At 61.2% G+C, this 15,239-nt stretch carries 20 protein-coding genes and 1 tRNA gene; 10 read left to right on the forward strand and 11 right to left on the reverse strand.

Annotated elements, in window-relative coordinates; all coding sequences use genetic code 11:
• Positions 1-14: 14 nt before the first annotated feature.
• Together I2G20_RS15705 and I2G20_RS15710 are read left to right on the forward strand one after the other, a co-directional pair.
• Positions 15-668, forward strand: a complete 654-nt coding sequence (locus tag I2G20_RS15705; protein WP_196260686.1) for an alpha/beta hydrolase — start codon at positions 15-17, stop codon at positions 666-668.
• 180 nt (positions 669-848) lie between these two features.
• Positions 849-1,406: an HNH endonuclease gene (locus tag I2G20_RS15710; protein ID WP_196260687.1), complete on the forward strand. Its 558-nt coding sequence runs from the start codon at positions 849-851 to the stop codon at positions 1,404-1,406.
• Between the two features lies 1 nt (position 1,407).
• Here the strand turns inward: I2G20_RS15710 and I2G20_RS15715 are convergent, their stop codons facing one another.
• From I2G20_RS15715 to I2G20_RS15735, 5 genes are all read right to left on the reverse strand, one after another.
• Positions 1,408-1,923: a disulfide bond formation protein B gene (locus I2G20_RS15715; RefSeq protein WP_196260688.1), complete on the reverse strand. Its 516-nt coding sequence runs from the start codon at positions 1,921-1,923 to the stop codon at positions 1,408-1,410.
• 8 nt (positions 1,924-1,931) lie between these two features.
• Positions 1,932-2,513, reverse strand: coding sequence for a YqaA family protein (locus tag I2G20_RS15720; RefSeq protein WP_196260689.1), 582 nt, complete (start codon positions 2,511-2,513; stop codon positions 1,932-1,934).
• A gap of 54 nt (positions 2,514-2,567) precedes the next feature.
• Positions 2,568-2,652 (reverse strand) — tRNA-Leu (locus I2G20_RS15725).
• An 89-nt stretch (positions 2,653-2,741) separates the two neighbouring features.
• Positions 2,742-3,089: a winged helix-turn-helix transcriptional regulator gene (locus I2G20_RS15730; protein WP_246473124.1), complete on the reverse strand. Its 348-nt coding sequence runs from the start codon at positions 3,087-3,089 to the stop codon at positions 2,742-2,744.
• Between the two features lie 139 nt (positions 3,090-3,228).
• Positions 3,229-3,795, reverse strand: a complete 567-nt coding sequence (locus tag I2G20_RS15735) for a DJ-1/PfpI family protein (RefSeq protein ID WP_196260691.1) — start codon at positions 3,793-3,795, stop codon at positions 3,229-3,231.
• A gap of 180 nt (positions 3,796-3,975) precedes the next feature.
• Between I2G20_RS15735 and I2G20_RS15740 the strand changes: the two genes are divergently transcribed.
• Entirely contained in the window at positions 3,976-5,169 is a 1,194-nt protein-coding gene (locus I2G20_RS15740; protein WP_196260692.1) for a serine hydrolase, read from the forward strand.
• A gap of 6 nt (positions 5,170-5,175) precedes the next feature.
• On the opposite strand, the gene I2G20_RS15745 is transcribed toward I2G20_RS15740, so the two are convergent.
• Positions 5,176-5,421, reverse strand: a complete 246-nt coding sequence (locus I2G20_RS15745) for a sulfurtransferase TusA family protein (RefSeq protein ID WP_196260693.1) — start codon at positions 5,419-5,421, stop codon at positions 5,176-5,178.
• 171 nt (positions 5,422-5,592) lie between these two features.
• On the opposite strand from I2G20_RS15745, the gene I2G20_RS15750 reads away from it, so the two are divergent.
• Positions 5,593-6,246 carry a PilZ domain-containing protein gene (locus tag I2G20_RS15750; RefSeq protein WP_196260694.1) on the forward strand — a complete coding sequence of 218 codons (654 nt, stop codon included), beginning with the start codon at positions 5,593-5,595 and terminating at the stop codon, positions 6,244-6,246.
• A gap of 7 nt (positions 6,247-6,253) precedes the next feature.
• Here the strand turns inward: I2G20_RS15750 and I2G20_RS15755 are convergent, their stop codons facing one another.
• Complete coding sequence (locus tag I2G20_RS15755) at positions 6,254-7,498, reverse strand: ROK family transcriptional regulator (RefSeq protein ID WP_343070355.1); 1,245 nt, start codon at positions 7,496-7,498, stop codon at positions 6,254-6,256.
• A gap of 254 nt (positions 7,499-7,752) precedes the next feature.
• Between I2G20_RS15755 and I2G20_RS15760 the strand changes: the two genes are divergently transcribed.
• From I2G20_RS15760 to I2G20_RS15770, 3 genes are all read left to right on the forward strand, one after another.
• Positions 7,753-8,778 (forward strand): sugar ABC transporter substrate-binding protein, encoded by a 1,026-nt coding sequence (locus I2G20_RS15760; protein ID WP_196260695.1) that lies wholly within the window; start codon positions 7,753-7,755, stop codon positions 8,776-8,778.
• A 79-nt stretch (positions 8,779-8,857) separates the two neighbouring features.
• Entirely contained in the window at positions 8,858-9,931 is a 1,074-nt protein-coding gene (locus I2G20_RS15765) for an ABC transporter permease (protein ID WP_196260696.1), read from the forward strand.
• Entirely contained in the window at positions 9,928-10,707 is a 780-nt protein-coding gene (locus I2G20_RS15770) for an ATP-binding cassette domain-containing protein (protein WP_196260697.1), read from the forward strand. Before I2G20_RS15765 ends, I2G20_RS15770 begins: the two co-directional genes overlap by 4 nt.
• 1 nt (position 10,708) lies before the next feature.
• On the opposite strand, the gene I2G20_RS15775 is transcribed toward I2G20_RS15770, so the two are convergent.
• A complete protein-coding gene (locus I2G20_RS15775) occupies positions 10,709-11,200 on the reverse strand; it encodes a CAP domain-containing protein (protein WP_196260698.1) in 492 nt (163 codons plus the stop codon).
• A 249-nt stretch (positions 11,201-11,449) separates the two neighbouring features.
• Here I2G20_RS15775 and I2G20_RS17160 point away from each other — a divergent pair, with 249 nt between their 5' ends.
• From I2G20_RS17160 to I2G20_RS15785, 3 genes are all read left to right on the forward strand, one after another.
• A complete protein-coding gene (locus I2G20_RS17160) occupies positions 11,450-11,698 on the forward strand; it encodes a hypothetical protein (RefSeq protein WP_207747655.1) in 249 nt (82 codons plus the stop codon).
• A 139-nt stretch (positions 11,699-11,837) separates the two neighbouring features.
• Complete coding sequence (locus I2G20_RS15780) at positions 11,838-12,302, forward strand: hypothetical protein (RefSeq protein WP_196260699.1); 465 nt, start codon at positions 11,838-11,840, stop codon at positions 12,300-12,302.
• A gap of 4 nt (positions 12,303-12,306) precedes the next feature.
• Complete coding sequence (locus I2G20_RS15785; RefSeq protein ID WP_196260700.1) at positions 12,307-12,537, forward strand: helix-turn-helix transcriptional regulator; 231 nt, start codon at positions 12,307-12,309, stop codon at positions 12,535-12,537.
• A gap of 12 nt (positions 12,538-12,549) precedes the next feature.
• Here the strand turns inward: I2G20_RS15785 and fumC are convergent, their stop codons facing one another.
• The 3 genes from fumC to I2G20_RS15800 all read right to left on the reverse strand — a co-directional run bounded on the left by fumC (position 12,550) and on the right by I2G20_RS15800 (position 15,183).
• On the reverse strand, positions 12,550-13,950 hold the full coding sequence (fumC, locus tag I2G20_RS15790) for a class II fumarate hydratase (protein WP_196260701.1): 1,401 nt from the start codon (positions 13,948-13,950) through the stop codon (positions 12,550-12,552).
• A gap of 183 nt (positions 13,951-14,133) precedes the next feature.
• Positions 14,134-14,316, reverse strand: a complete 183-nt coding sequence (gene rpmF / locus I2G20_RS15795; RefSeq protein ID WP_196260702.1) for a 50S ribosomal protein L32 — start codon at positions 14,314-14,316, stop codon at positions 14,134-14,136.
• Positions 14,317-14,463: 147 nt separating this feature from the next.
• Positions 14,464-15,183: a biosynthetic peptidoglycan transglycosylase gene (locus I2G20_RS15800; protein ID WP_207747656.1), complete on the reverse strand. Its 720-nt coding sequence runs from the start codon at positions 15,181-15,183 to the stop codon at positions 14,464-14,466.
• Positions 15,184-15,239 lie beyond the last annotated feature (56 nt).

Raw genomic sequence — 15,239 nt, forward strand, 5'->3', positions numbered from 1 at the left:
GCAAGAGGAACGAAATGATCGACCCCGTAAAGCTTTCCGGGCCCATGCTGCCGCCCGCCTCTGGCACAGCGCGCCAGCTCGTTGTGCTTCTCCACGGCTACGGCTCGGATGGGCGCGATCTTATCGCGCTCGGGCAATATTGGCGCGATAGCTTTCCCGACGCGGTGTTTGTTGCACCCAACGCTCACGAGGTCTGCGGCGGCAATCCCTTCGGCTATCAATGGTTCCCGCTCGATCTCGAGCGCGATATTTCGCGCCTCGTGGGTGCCGACACCGCGAGGCCGGTAATCGAGCAGTTCCTCGCCGATCTTTGGGCCCAAACAGGACTGGCACCGGAAGACACGGTTCTCATCGGTTTTTCCCAGGGCGCCATGATGGCGCTCGATACCGGACTTCGGCTCCCAAAGCCGCTCAAGGGTCTCATTGCCTTTTCCGGTATGGTCATTGCGCCTGAAAGGCTGCGCGGGGAAATCGCCTCAAAGCCACCAGTGCTGCTTATTCACGGGGATATGGACGAGGTTGTGCCCGTCATCGGTAGCGAGGCTGCACTGCCCTTGCTGCTCGATCTCGGCGTTCCGGCCCAGCTCCACATCAGCCCCAACGCCGGCCATGCCATCGCCCAGGACGGGCTTGATGCCGCGACCGCCTTCCTCAAACAGCATCTTTGAAGGCCACAAGAAAAATCTTCACAGGACTGTCACTTGGCGCATAGAATATGGGTATGGATTCGTTTGGCGCTGCTGGGCCAATCCCGGTCCAGACGAGCCGGACGCCTCTCATAGTAGTGAGTGCGCGCCAGTGGGCTTTTGATTGCCGTTTCGGGTGCGCCACCGTGCCCGGAGACAAGCGTGACAATTCACGTATCGCCGCAAGCCTGCCCTGCGCTGGTTCTCAACGCCGATTTCCGGCCGCTGAGTTATTACCCCCTGTCGCTCTGGAACTGGCAGGACGCCATCAAGGCCGTCTGCCTTGAGCGAGTGCACATCGTTTCCGAATACGACAAGGTTGTCCGAAGTCCCAGTTTCGAGATGCGGCTGCCTTCCGTCATCTCGCTCAAGGACTATGTACAGCCCGCCAAATTTCCCGCCTTCACCCGTTTCAATGTTTTTCTGCGCGACAAATTCCAATGCCAATATTGCGGCTCGCGCCATGACCTGACCTTCGATCACGTCATACCGCGCTCACGCGGTGGTCGCACCACCTGGGAAAATGTCGTCGCCGCCTGTTCGCCCTGCAACCTGCGCAAGGGCAACCGGATGCCGCGCGATATCGGCATGATTCCGGTCCAGAAGCCGTACCGCCCGACGGTTCACGACCTCCACAATAACGGCCGCGCCTTTCCGCCCAACTATCTGCACGAAAGCTGGCTCGACTATCTTTATTGGGATATCGAACTCGAACCCTAGCTTAGCGTGCGAGTTGACGCTTGAGGCTCAACCCAAGAAGCGCCACGATCGCCGCCGAGATCAGGGCGTTGTAGCCGGCAAGCGAAATGCCGAACAGCTCCCACTGCACCGCATTGCAGGCCACCACCTGTGCTCCCGAGAGATCGCCCAGCATATCGAGGCTGAGGGGCGCCGCATCGCCTGTTCCCGAGCACGAGGTGGGCCCTTGGAAAACGCCCCACTCGACGCCCGCATGATAGACCCCGAGACCCGTTCCCCAAACGAAAATCGCGCCGACCCCCACCGTCAGGGCGAGCCGGACAGGCCTCGGGAGCACCGACCAGAAAACGATAAGCACCGCCAAGGCCGGCAACCCGATGTAATAGGGCAGTCGCTGCGTAAGGCAGAGCTCGCAAGGGTAGAGCCCGCCGATATATTGCGAGCCTAGCGCCCCGAGGATCGTCGCAAGCCCAAGTACAAACCCGCCGATGGCCAGAACGCGGTCCCCGCTCGGCGCAACAGTGTGGAATAGCGACATCGAAACTCCTAGCGCAGATATCTCAGCAGAACGAACCCGCCGACCAAAAGCACCGTAAACAGCACCGTCATGAGCCCCAGCCGTTTTTCGATGAAGGCGCGGATCGGTTCGCCATAGAGATATAGCAACCCGGCGACGAGGAAAAAGCGCGCTCCCCGAGAAATGATCGAGCCGAGCACGAACACGGGAAAAGCGAGCCCGACGAACCCCGAGGCGATGGTGAAGACCTTATAGGGGATCGGCGTGAACCCCGCGACGAAGACGATCAGCAGTCCATAGGTCTCGAACCACGCCTGAAGCGTCGCGAAGGCGTCTTCATAGTGGTAAAAGGCTATGATCGGACGCGCGAGAGGCTCGAAAAGAAACGCCCCGATCAGATAGCCGAAAATACCCCCCAATACGGAAGCGACGGTGCAGATCGCGGCATTGGCCCAAGCCGCCTTGCGGTTGGCCACAACCATCGGGATGAGCATGACGTCCGGGGGTATGGGAAAAAACGAACTTTCAGCAAAGCTCACGCCCGCGAGCGCGTAGGGCGCCTGCCGACCCGATGCCAGTGCCATCACCCAGTCGTAGAGCCGGCGCAGCATCGTTATCCCAGATTCCTTCAAACACGCTAGGCCAGAATTCTGGCAAAGTGAAATTGGTGCCCTCCGCCGGAATCGAACCGGCACTCCCGAAGGAAACGGATTTTGAGTCCGTCGCGTCTACCAGTTCCGCCAGGAGGGCTACCGGGAAGGAGGCCTTACCTAACACCGCACTTCCGCCCGCTCAAGAGCCAAAATCGCAGCCCGCTGGGAAAGCCCGCGCGCGAACGCTCAGGCTCTTTCGATTTCCTGTTCGCGGCTCGCGTCATACCGCTCGCGCGCCGCGGCCACATCGTTGCCGTGTGCCCCGGCCCAGTCCCAAAGCGCATAAATCGGTTCGAGCAAGGTCTCCCCGAGCGCGGTGAGCTCATATTCGACGCGCGGCGGGACCTCGGCAAAGATCGTGCGGTTAACCAGCCCATCGCGCTCGAGATTGCGCAAGGTGAGCGTCAGCATCCGCTGGGACACGCCGTCAACTGCCCGGCGCAACTCGGAAAACCGCATCCTGGTGTTGTTCCCGAGTTGGGCGACGACCATAACGCTCCATTTGTCCCCGATGCGGTTGAGTATGTCGCTCATAGCCGTGCAGGTCGTGCTCCTCCCGGAGGACGGCGGCTCGAGGGACGTTTGGGATCCAGGTCTGGGCATTGCGGCAGTTCCGATAGTGAACGTCAGTCCCTCACGATAGCCTAACTTCCCTTTTGTGACCAGCAACCAATCACCGGTGTTCGGCGGCGAGCATGTCGAGATAGATGTCGAGATCAGCGCCGCCAAAACCGAGGGCGCGAAAGACTTCTGCCATGAAGCTCACCGCCGCCGTACCCGAAGCCGTCACCACCCCATCCGCCCGCACGGCGCGAGGTGTTTCGAGGTAGAACTTTTCTCCGGCGTATCCGGGGGCACCGAACAGCGCCTCGGCGGCATTCCCCGTGTGGGAAACCCCATCGAGCCGGCCTGTGCGCGCAAGGCCCAGGACGCCGTCGCAGATAGCAGCGACGAGCTTGCCGGCATGGGTGAAGGCCTCGACGACCGCCGCCAGGTCCGGCGCGGCCGGCGTGCGCCAGATAGTTCCACCGCAGATCACCAGACCGTCGAAATCGTCCGCATCGACCGCTTCAAACGCGCCGTCAGGCAACACGCGGACCCCACCCAGAGATGTCACCGGCTTGCCTTCAGGCGTCGCCACGAAAATATCGAAAGCGAAATGCTCACGGCCCGCGGCCATGATATGGGCACATTCCCAGTCGGCGTAGCCTTCGGTGAACACAATTGCGAGCTTGGTCATGGTGGTGGGTCCTTTACGGCGAATGACGATGCCGCACCTTGGCGCAGTCACGTGTCAATCTGTGTCAGCAGCCTCGCCGGTCACGACCGTAACCGGCGCGCCTGGGCATTGTTCTGCCATATTGAGGCTGTTATGACTTCGCCCACATTCAGATAGCACGGAATCAGGGAGATCGGCCCGGTGTCGTTTTTGACAAAGGCCCTAAGAAGCACCGCCTTTTCGGTCCTTTTTGCGTTCGGCCTTGTCATGGGCTCGATCGTTCATGCTCTCGCCGTTCCCCAATTGCTTGTCGATATGCAGACGGGCGAAGTGCTTTACGAGACCGATGCTGGCGTTCCGTGGCATCCAGCCTCACTGACCAAATTGATGACTGCGCTTCTGGCTTTTGAAGCTATCGAGCAAGGCGCGGTGCAGCTTTCGACCCCCGTGGTGACCACGGCAAACGCACTCAGGGTCGCGCCCTCCAAGATGGGCTTTCCCGTCGATACCGCCATTACCCTTGAAGACGCGCTTTACTTGCTGATCGTCAAGTCGGCCAATGACATCGCCGTCGCCATCGGCGAGACCGTCGCCGGTTCCGAAACCGAATTCGTCGCGCTCATGAATCGGCGCGCCGCCGAAATGGGACTTACCGCGACCCATTTCGTCAATCCCCACGGCCTGCACGACCCTGCCCAGGTGACGAGCGCCCGCGACATGGCGATTATCGCGCTCACGATTCGTGCGCGGTATTCGCGCTTCAATGCCATCTTCAATACCCAGACTGTCGAGCATGGCCAGTCGCGCTCCCACACCAATAATGTTCTCCTTGCGCGGTTTGCCGGCACCAATGGCATGAAGACCGGGTATGTCTGCGCCTCCGGGCTCAATATCGTTGCTACCGCCGAGCGCGGCGGGCGCCACCTGATGGCGGTGACCCTCGGCGCCAGTTCGGCGCGAGAGCGCGGCGAAATGACGGCACAATTGCTCTTTTCCGGTTTTGCCGGCGGCTATCGCGGCACGGGCCAGACCGTCGTATCTCTCCCCAATCGCGCGGGTCTCGCCCCGGTCGACATGCGGCGCAATATCTGCGGCGCCGACGCCGCACAGTATAACGAAGCCCGCGCCGAGGAATTTCCCGTCGGTCTCGAGGGCCAGTTGAGTTACCTCACCGACACCATAGAACCGCCCGTTCATCGCATGGCGGTCCTGGGCCGCCTGCGCGACGTGCCCCTGCCCCGTCCGCGCCCAGACGACTTCATTCTCGAACCGTCATTGGCTGCCATCGGTGCCCCTGGGATTCCTCCGCGCGATTTTGGGGACGGCACGCCCGGCGCTGCCGTTGTGGCCGGCGAACTCAATATTCCCCTTCCACGTCCGCGGCCGGTTTTCTGAGCCGGCCTATCCCCGGACGATTTCGAAGCGCAGGGTGTCGCCCGTCTCTCCGATATCGACTGCATGCCCATTTCGCTGGCAATAAAGGGCGATATCGATACGCGCCACCGGATCGGTCGCCAATACGACGAGTTTGGCCCCTGGCCCCAGGAGCGCCAACGCCTTCTCGGTTCTGAGAACCGGTAGGGGACATTTTTCGCCGCGAGCATCGACAATAGTCGCCTCAGTATTCTTACGCGAGTCAAGCGGCATCGGTGATGCCAGTCCCTGATGCCCAGAGCTTAACCAGTAAAATTTCTGCACCTCATCAAAGGATTTCTTGTCGCTGTTTTACGTTTGGCTTTCCCTTAAGGGAAGCGGAAGTCTTTTTTTACCCCGCGATGCTATTTCGGGCGATCATACACAGCGAGGGGGACGCGCGGTATGGCTGCAAGGGGACAGGCCACCGCCCTTGTCGAAACCGAAACGGGCTTCGACGACCGGCTACGTCATTTGGCAAATATGCCGGGGCGATACTATATGGAAAAATGGCGCACCGGGGACGAGGAGAAAGTCACCAGTTTCGCCTGCCGCATCCAGCGCATCTCCCCGCAGACCATGTCGCTCTCTGCACCGGTGGGCGGAGATGTGGGCGACTGGGTGACAGCCCATTTTGACGAATTCGGCGTGCTGCGTGGCCAGATCACGCGGGCGCTGGGCTTCGGCTTCGTCATTTCGCTTAAAATGCGGGACCATGAGCGCGCAAGGCTGGCCTCGAAGATCTTGTGGTTTGAACGCCGCCGCAACTATGAAGTATCCGAGTTGCGCCGCCATCGGCGCATCGTCCCACGCAATCCCCAATCGATCGTCATTCTGGCCGACGGCACGACGATGCCCTGCTTCGTGATCAACATGAGCATCTCGGGCGCGGCGGTGTCAGCCAATGTCGATGCCAGGGTCGGCACCCCAATGGCGCTGGGCACGGTCGTGGGGAAGGTGTTGCGTATTCTCGACCCCGGCTTTGCCCTGCAGTTTACCGAAACGCTCGACATCGACGATCTCGAATCGCGCCTGATTCGCTCGCAAACGCCGGTTTAACCGGGCCTCAGTTGGAAGACTCATCCTTGAACAGCACTTCCCGGTCCAGCGTGAACTGGGAGAGCAGGGGGATACAGGCGCCACCCATCGCGCGGGCATCCGGCCCGAGTTCTCCCGCGATGACATCGACGCGCGAAAGCCCCTGGCGGTCGAACGTTTCGAGCCGCCTGCGAACCTTTTCGACAATCTGCCGTCGGACGGGATCGGGAAACCCGCCATCGATGATGACCGCCTCGAAATCGATGATGGCGGTCGCGCTCATGACGATGAGCGCAAGGCTGTCGCACAACTCCTCCACCCAGCCTTCGAGAAGGTCGCCGATCATCTGCCACCCGCCCCTCTCGTGCCAGAGCACGTCGGGGTCGAGGCCCTTTTCCTGCATGCGTTCGGCGAGGACGAAAAGCGATGCATAATTGAGCACCTGCTCATACTCGCCGTCGTCGCGGCGGATCGGCAGCGGGGCTATCGCGCCCGCATAACCGCTTCGGCCGGGAAATAGCGAGCCGTTGAGGACAACGCCGCCGCCGATGAACGACCCGATAAAGATATAGAGAAAATCGAGATAGTTGGAAGGATTGCCCAGCAACAACTCGGCAGCGCAGGCCGCGGTCGCGTCGTTATAAACATAGACCGGCATCCGGGCCCGGCTTTCGATCTCCTGTCCGATATCGAGGGTTCGCCAGGCTTCGAGCACTTCAGCGGGCGCACCGACCTGCTTGCCCCAGTTCCAGAGTTCGAAGGGCAAGGCGATCCCGATGCCGACGATCCTGTCCCGCTGTTCGAGCGTCAGCGTGCCGGCCAACGCCGCCAGCCCGCGCTCCATGAACGCCAGGATCTCCTGGGGGTTAGGGTAAGGATAGGTGGTGCGCAGCTTGCCGCGCACGGTTCCCAGGAGATCGACCAGCATGAGATCGGCGCTCCTGCGGCCGATCTTCATCCCGAACGCCAGAGCGCCATCCGCCGCAAGGGCATAGGGCACAGAAGGTTGGCCCACCCTCCCCTTTTGCGGGGTCTGGCGCACGAGCAGCCCATCCCGCTCAAGGCTGTTGGCGATGGTCGAAATTGTCTGGGGGGAAAGGCCGGTTTGGCGTGCGATTTCGGCCTTTGGCAGCGCCCCGTTCTTGCGGACCAGCGAAAGCACCAGCCGCTCGTTGTAGAGCCGCCCGCCAGCCTGGTTCGTGCCACGTCTGAGATCGGAAAACTCGCCGGTCGGCCGTCTCGGCCGCTCCGGCCGCGTTCGGGCTATACTCACGCTATTCTCGTGCCTCCCCCTCGGCCCGCCTTGCCCGCCGTCTTGGCAGGCGCTTGTAACACTGCGGGCGATCAAGGAGCAACTGAGCGCAAAACAGCCCTGTGGTCAATAAATAAATCCACTGGATAAATTTATTGACACGCCGTTTGCGATCGTGTTTGCTTCTGATCGCTGAAGGTGCCAGCCCCGCTGCGGGCAGCCTTTTTGCAACGCAATCGAAGGGCGCGCCTCCGCTCGCCCCCGGGAGGATTACCATGAAAAAAACCCTGTTGGCGTCCGCTTGCGGCGCGCTGCTCGCCGGCCTTTTGGCCAGCCCCGCCGTTTCCCAGGATACGGTGCTCGCCTGCCTCATCACCAAGACGGACACCAATCCGTTCTTCGTAAAAATGAAGGAAGGCGCCGAAGCGAAGGCCGCTGAACTCGGCGTCCAGCTGCGCTCCTATGCCGGTCGTATCGACGGCGATCACGAAAGCCAGGTGCAGGCCATCGAATCCTGCATCGCCGATGGCGCCAGCGGCATCCTGCTCACGGCTTCCGACACCTCGAGCATCGTCTCGTCGGTTCGTCAGGCTCGTGAGGCTGGAATCCTCGTCATCGCACTCGACACCCCTCTCGATCCGATCGACGCAGCCGATGCGACCTTTGCTACCGACAACTTCCTCGCCGGTGAGCTGATCGGACAGTGGGCTCGCGCCACCCTTGGCGAGGAGGGCGAAAATGCCCGCATCGCCTTCTTGAATCTCACGCCCGCCCAGCCGACCGTTGACGTGCTGCGCAACCAAGGCTTCATGAGCGGGTTCGGTATCGATGTCGGCAATCCCGATGTCATCGGCGACGAAACCGATCCCCGGATCGTCGGGCACGACATTACCAACGGCAATGAGGAAGGCGGGCGAACCGCAATGGAGAACCTGCTCCAGCGCGATCCGACCATCAATGTCGTCCACACCATCAACGAGCCGGCCGCAGCGGGTGCTTACGAGGCGCTCCGTGCCGTGGGTCGCGAAAACGACGTGCTCATTGTCTCGGTCGACGGCGGTTGCCCTGGCGTGCTCAACGTTCGTGACGGCGTGATCGGCGCCACCTCCCAGCAATACCCGCTCCAGATGGCGGCGCTGGGCATCGAAGCCATTGCGCAGTACGCCGCGGACGGCACCCTCCCCGAGCCGACCCCGGGCAAGGACTTCTTTGATACCGGCGTCCAGCTGGTGACCGACGCTCCCGTAGGGGGCGTGCCCTCCATTGATACCGAAGAAGGCCTCGATCTCTGCTGGGGTTGATCTGAACGGTACTGCCAGAATGGCCGGGATGGCTTATGCTTCATCCCGGCCATCGTGATTGCATAAGGGAGAGCAGGCCATGAGCCAAAGCGACAAGTCCGCCCAGACCTTCGAATCCGGCCTTGAGGGAAGCCAATCCGAGGTCGCCAAATTCGACGAACCGGCGCGCTCGCCGCTCAAGTCCCTCCAGCATGCCCTGCACGTCAACCCCGCGCTTATCCCGCTTATCATCCTGGTGCTTTCGGTTGCCGGGTTCGGCATCATTCTGGGTGGGCGGTTCTTCTCGCCTTTCTCGCTGACCCTCATTCTCCAGCAGGTCTCGATCGTGGGCATTGTCGCGGTCGCCCAGACCCTGGTCATTCTCACCAAGGGTATCGATCTTTCGGTCGGCGCGATCATGGTGCTGAGCTCGGTCGTCATGGGCCAGTTCACGTTCCGCTACGGCTTGCCGCCCGAGATCGCCATTCTTTGCGGATTTGCCGTCGGCGCGCTGTGCGGCCTTGTGAACGGTGTCCTGGTCGCCATCGTCCGCCTTCCGCCCTTCATCGTGACGCTGGGCATGTGGCAGATCGTGCTCGCCTCCAATTTCCTTTACTCGCGTAACGAGACCATCCGCGCCCAGGACATCGAGTCCAACGCGCCCCTCCTGCAGTTCTTTGGCGAAAGCATCCGCGCCGGCGGCGCCGTCCTTACTTATGGCGTGATCGCAATGATCGTCCTCGCCGCGCTCTTCAGCTACATCCTCAACAACACCGCCTGGGGCCGCCACGTCTATGCCGTGGGCGATGATGCCGACGCAGCGCAGTTGGCCGGCGTGCGTGTTAAACGCACCCTCATTTCGGTCTACGTGTTGAGCGGGCTCATCTGTGCGCTCGCCGGCTGGGTTCTGATCGGGCGCATCGGCTCGGTTTCCCCGACGGCTGGCCAGTTCACCAACATCGAATCGATCACCGCGGTCGTGATCGGCGGCATTTCTCTGTTTGGCGGCCGCGGTTCGATCGTCGGTGCGCTTTTCGGCGCCCTGATCGTGGGCGTCTTCGGGCTTGGCCTGCGCCTGATGGGCACCGACCCGCAATGGACCTTCCTTTTGATCGGCGTTCTGATCATCGGCGCCGTGGCGCTCGACCAATGGATCCGGAGGATTTCGGCATGAGCGAAAACTACGTTCTCACCGCCAAGGGGCTCGTCAAGCGGTTCGGCCGCGTCGTCGCCCTCGACCACGCCGATTTCGAGCTCAAACCCGGCGAAATTCTCGCCGTCATCGGCGACAACGGCGCCGGCAAGTCAACGCTCATCAAGGCGATCTCGGGCGCCATCGCTCCTGACGACGGCGAGATTCATCTCGACGGGCAACGGGTGCAATTCTCGTCCCCGATGGCCGCACGACAGGCCGGCATCGAGACGGTTTATCAGAACCTTGCCCTTTCCCCCGCACTTTCAATCGCCGACAACATGTTCATGGGGCGCGAGATACGGGTCGCCGGGCCGCTCGGCTCGGTGTTCAAGATGCTCGACAAGCGCAAGATGGAAAGCTTTGCCCGCCAGAAGCTGTCCGAACTGGGCCTGATGACCATCCAGAACATCCGCCAACCCATCGAAACGCTTTCGGGCGGTCAGCGCCAGGGCGTCGCGGTCGCGCGCGCCGCCGCCTTCGGCTCGCGCGTCGTCATCCTCGACGAGCCGACCGCGGCGCTGGGTGTCAAGGAGTCGCGCAAGGTGCTCGACCTTATTCTGGGCCTGCGCGAGCGCGGCCTGCCGGTCGTCCTCATCAGCCACAACATGCCGCATGTCTTCGAAGTGGCCGACCGCATCCACATCCATCGGCTGGGGCGCCGTGCCGCGTTGATCAAGCCCCAGGACTATTCAATGTCCGACGCTGTCGCCATCATGACCGGTGCAATGGCCCCGCCCGAAGAAATGGCTGCCTAGACTACTGCGCCAAAACCATGACCCAATGGGTGCCATAGGCCGAGTTCGGGTTGTAAACTACCGCAAATCCGGCCCGGCGTGCCTGCCCCGAAGCCAGCACGTCGGCATCTGCCGGTGAATTGCGCCAGCCCGAAAATGTCTCGGCGAAATTCTCGTACCCGGCACTCAGCCGCATCGCGACAAGTCCCGACGGCAGCGAAGGCGGCCTGCCGGTAGATGCGTATTGGCTCGCAAGTGTTTGCGCCTGGGCATCGAGCGCAGCATCCGCGCCGAGCGCCGAAACCCCCCGCACCGCGCGATACTGGTTGATGATTGCAAGCGCGGCGGACCGATCCATCTGCGCGCCCGGGGTGTTTATCGCCTGGGTCAGTCCCGGCGCCAGCCCGCCGCCGCCGGAAGGTCCGCCCACGCATCCGGCCAGCACGGCAGCAACCACGCCCACGGCGAGCGGCAATGCCAACGAACGAAACGAGAGAGGCAGGGAAATCGGCATTACCTATCCTTGTAAGACGGGGTTTGGGGATGGCCCCTCTTGCCTGCACAAATGTGCGAAATTGCGGCGGCTTTCCTAATCGGGTGTTAACCTGCCCGTCTCGCTCTTAACCATGAAACGTTCTCGCTGCGCAAATCGTTAACAAATCGTTGCCAACTGGCACGGCCCCTGCAAGGCTACGTCCATAAAAGGGCGTAGTCCGTATCAAAATGGGACACTCGCCCAAAAACGGGACAGGACGGCGTTAACGTGAGTGCGGAATATAAAAGGGTACGGCCCATTTCGGGACAAAGGCTGCCCATCAGCCTTTCGACGCCGCGCCCGCAGGCCTTTCCCGACGCTGGACGCCCTGCCGCCGCCTTCCTCGCCCACCTTCTTTCGGGTCGCTCCAATATCGCTGTTTCTCCCGGCGAGACGGCCAGTTGTGCCTACCGCCAAACCGAGCAGAGCGACATCCGACGCGCTCCCCCCGGCATCCGGAAAAATCTCAGCGCCTGACCGGACATATTAGCCTCCCAGTTTAGGTACCCTGTCGGGCGCGAATACGCGCAAGGCTAGGTCGTATAAACTAGACTCAATGTCCTAAAATTCTGTCCTGAAGTAATAAAAATTTGACATTTCTTCTGCCCCGTGCGATATGGCGGTCGTCCCGCAGACTTACGAGGTGATCGCGATGGGCTACAAGGAATGGACCGCAATCGTTCAGCTTTTGAGCGCGGTCGGGGTGATCGTATGGCTGGCGATGGACTTTGCCGCTGCCGGCTTCGGTAACACTACCGCGGAACTGGCGACACGGCTGCTATGGGCTATCGGCGCGTTGATTGCGATCAATATTGTCGGGATGATTCTCGCGAACATCCTCGTCGCGATCGTCAGGCAACGGACGCTCGAGGATGAACCCACCGACGAACGCGACGACATGATCGATGCCCGCTCAAGCCGCATCGGCTACGCCGTCACCTCGTCCCTTGCCGCTCTCGCGCTGATCCCGCTCGCAATGGGTTTTGAGCCCTCGCTAGCCATTGCCATGCTGTTCGTGGCCCCCTTTGCGGGCGGCGTTGCACACGCTGCCGCCCAGCTTGTCTATTACCGCGTCGGGTAAAGCGATGGGGAAAGGCAAGGCAAAGATCGCCAACTCCATCCGCACCCTGCGCTTTCACGCGGGCGAAATGACCCAGGCCGAACTCGCCCAAAGGGTCGGCGTTACCCGCCAGACCATTCTCGCCATGGAGCAGGGGCGCTATTCGCCATCGCTGGAGGTCGCCTTTCGCATCGCCCGCGTATTCGGCATCTCGATAGAAGAAGCATTCCAATACGAGGGCGAAACAAGCAATTGACGGGCCTTGCCCCTATATGCGCCCCGGCAGCGGGCCGACCATCTTCTCGGGCCGGACCTCGGCATCGAACTCCTCGCCCGTCAGAAGGCCCAGATTGATCGCCTCCTCGCGCAAGGTCGTGCCGTTCTTGTGCGCCGTCTTGGCAATCTTGGCGGCATTATCGTAACCGATCTTGCGATTGAGCGCTGTCACCAGCATCAGCGAATTGTTCAAATGCTCGTTGATCTTCTTGCGGTCCGGCTCGATCCCGACCGCGCAATTGTCGTTGAACGATTTCGCCGCATCGCCCAGGAGCCGTGCTGACTGGATGAAGTTATAGGCGATGACGGGCTTGAAGACGTTCAGCTCGAAATTGCCCTGGCTGGCCGCAAATCCGATCGTCGCATCGTTTCCCATCACCTGCGCGACGACCATGGTCATCGCTTCCGATTGCGTGGGGTTGACCTTGCCCGGCATGATCGATGAGCCTGGCTCGTTTTCGGGAATGGTGATTTCCCCCAGCCCCGAGCGCGGCCCCGAAGCCAGCCAGCGCACGTCGTTGGCCACCTTCATCAACGCCGCCGCGAGTTGCTTGAGTGCCCCCGAAGCCCCGACAAACGCATCGTGCCCCGCGAGCACGGCGAACTTGTTGGGGGCGGTAACGAACTTATGGCCTGAAAGGCTCGATATCTCGTCTGCTACCGTCGTCGCGTAATCGGGGTGGGTATTGAGCCCTGTCCCAACGGCCGTGCCACCCAGCGCCAGTTCGCGGAGCTGGGGAAGTGTCGCCTCAATGGCCTTCAAGGCCAGATCGATCTGCGCAACCCAGCCCGAGATTTCCTGCCCCAGCGTCAGGGGCGTCGCGTCCTGAAGGTGCGTGCGCCCGATCTTGACCACCTCCATGACCTCTTCGGACTTGGCCGCCAGCGTATCGCGCAAGAGTTTTACCTTGGGGAACAGCAGGTCCTCTACGATTGTTACCGCCGCGATATGCATCGCAGTCGGATAGGTATCGTTGGACGACTGGCTCATGTTAACGTGGTCGTTGGGGTGCACGGGCTTTTTGCTCCCCATTTCCCCACCCGCCATTTCGATGGCGCGGTTCGAGATCACCTCGTTGACATTCATGTTCGATTGCGTGCCCGAACCCGTCTGCCAGACGACAAGTGGAAAATGATCGTCGAGCTTGCCCGAGATTACCTCGTCGGCTGCCGCGATGATGAGGTCGCGGGTCTTCTCGTCCATCAGCCCGAGTTTTGTGTTGGTGATGGCCGCGGCCTTTTTGAGAATTCCAAAGGCTCGCACGATCTCGATGGGCATCTTTTCCCCGCCGATATCGAAGTTCATTAGCGACCGCGCGGTCTGCGCACCGTAATACTTCTCGTTCGGAACCTTGATCGGGCCCATCGTATCGGTTTCGGTGCGCGTGGTCATCGCTTCCTCCGGTTAGAGTGAGGTTAGGAAAAGTTGCAGACTTTTCCGGTTCGACCTCACGACAAATCAAAAAGTCCTGGCTTGCGGCAAGAAAAAAGGCCAGTCCTTGTTCAAGGACTGGCCGTAATCGTCATGAGGGCATTTCGTCAATCGCGCTTTGGTCTAAAGCCGCGACGCGAAATCTCAATTGCCCTTGGGCTCGAGGATCTGACGGCCGCGATACATGCCGGTCTTGAGATCGACGTGATGCGGGCGGCGAAGCTCGCCGCTGTCCTTGTCCTCGACATAAGCTGCGGCCTTGAGCGCGTCGGCCGAGCGGCGGAAACCGCGCTTCATCGGCGACGTCTTCCTCTTGGGTACTGCCATTGTCCTTACTCCATCTTGTCTTCGCGTTGACCGTCGGCCAATAGAAGTCTGCCGCGCCGGTCACGCCAAATCTGTTTCCGTGTGTCGGATCGTGGCGCTCTATACAGGAGCGAAAGGGCTTTGGCTAGCCTTTCCGGTATCGAAAATTCAAAGTCTGGCCGGCCTGTCAAACACGCACGCCGCGTGAGATGAAAACTGCTGTGCCCGCGCCTGGACGATCCCCGCTACCCGCCGCAGCCCCGCTGCCGGGCTGGCAGGATTGCGCAAATGGGGATTGGGTAGAGTCACGGCCAGAAGGCTCGCCCGCTCCCAGGAAAAGTTCTCGGCACTTGTCCCGAACGCGCGCTGCGCGCCTGCCTCGATCCCGAAGGTTCCGCCCGGCCCCCATTCGGCGATATTGAGGTAGATCTCGAAAATCCGCTCCTTGGACAGCACGAAATCGATATAGATCGCCAGGGGCACCTCGATGGCCTTGCGCACCACCGAGCGGTCGTTCCACAAAAAGAGATTTTTGGCGACCTGCATGGTGACGGTGGACGCCCCCCGCGCGCCCTGGCCTGCCCGCCAGTTGGCGATCTCACTTCTCAGCGCCCCCCAATCCACGCCGTCATGGGAACAGAACTGACCGTCTTCCGACAGGATCACGGCGGTCTTGAGCCTGTCGGAAACGCTGTCGATATCGCGCCAGATGCGCGTGACGGGCTGGAAGGTCGCATAGCGCGCCAGCATCAGCGTCGAAACCGGATTGACCACCGCATAAACCGGAACAAGTACAAGCGGGATCGCAACCAGCAATCCAGCCAGCAAAAGGACGCCCCTTGCGAGCCGCCGGACAATGCCGCGCTTCCCTCTGCCGGTTGACGTCAAACCTTCACTTCCCAAGCCTGTTTTTGCGTGCTTGTAGAATGAAGTGCATTGCCTTA

The organism is Pelagibacterium limicola, from assembly GCF_015694405.1.
In the GTDB taxonomy this organism is placed as follows: Bacteria; Pseudomonadota; Alphaproteobacteria; order Rhizobiales; family Devosiaceae; genus Pelagibacterium; species Pelagibacterium limicola.

Bases quoted from the DNA above. Each gene is read 5' to 3' on its own strand.
- I2G20_RS15705 (WP_196260686.1), top strand. From the start codon at position 15: ATGATCGACCCCGTAAAGCTTTCCGGGCCCATGCTGCCGCCCGCCTCT.
- I2G20_RS15715 (WP_196260688.1), bottom strand. From the start codon at position 1,923: ATGTCGCTATTCCACACTGTTGCGCCGAGCGGGGACCGCGTTCTGGCC.
- I2G20_RS15720 (WP_196260689.1), bottom strand. From the start codon at position 2,513: ATGCTGCGCCGGCTCTACGACTGGGTGATGGCACTGGCATCGGGTCGG.
- I2G20_RS15730 (WP_246473124.1), bottom strand. From the start codon at position 3,089: ATGAGCGACATACTCAACCGCATCGGGGACAAATGGAGCGTTATGGTC.
- I2G20_RS15735 (WP_196260691.1), bottom strand. From the start codon at position 3,795: ATGACCAAGCTCGCAATTGTGTTCACCGAAGGCTACGCCGACTGGGAA.
- I2G20_RS15745 (WP_196260693.1), bottom strand. From the start codon at position 5,421: ATGCCGCTTGACTCGCGTAAGAATACTGAGGCGACTATTGTCGATGCT.
- I2G20_RS15750 (WP_196260694.1), top strand. From the start codon at position 5,593: ATGGCTGCAAGGGGACAGGCCACCGCCCTTGTCGAAACCGAAACGGGC.
- I2G20_RS15760 (WP_196260695.1), top strand. From the start codon at position 7,753: ATGAAAAAAACCCTGTTGGCGTCCGCTTGCGGCGCGCTGCTCGCCGGC.
- I2G20_RS15765 (WP_196260696.1), top strand. From the start codon at position 8,858: ATGAGCCAAAGCGACAAGTCCGCCCAGACCTTCGAATCCGGCCTTGAG.
- I2G20_RS15770 (WP_196260697.1), top strand. From the start codon at position 9,928: ATGAGCGAAAACTACGTTCTCACCGCCAAGGGGCTCGTCAAGCGGTTC.
- I2G20_RS15775 (WP_196260698.1), bottom strand. From the start codon at position 11,200: ATGCCGATTTCCCTGCCTCTCTCGTTTCGTTCGTTGGCATTGCCGCTC.
- I2G20_RS15780 (WP_196260699.1), top strand. From the start codon at position 11,838: ATGGCGGTCGTCCCGCAGACTTACGAGGTGATCGCGATGGGCTACAAG.
- I2G20_RS15785 (WP_196260700.1), top strand. From the start codon at position 12,307: ATGGGGAAAGGCAAGGCAAAGATCGCCAACTCCATCCGCACCCTGCGC.
- fumC (WP_196260701.1), bottom strand. From the start codon at position 13,950: ATGACCACGCGCACCGAAACCGATACGATGGGCCCGATCAAGGTTCCG.
- rpmF (WP_196260702.1), bottom strand. From the start codon at position 14,316: ATGGCAGTACCCAAGAGGAAGACGTCGCCGATGAAGCGCGGTTTCCGC.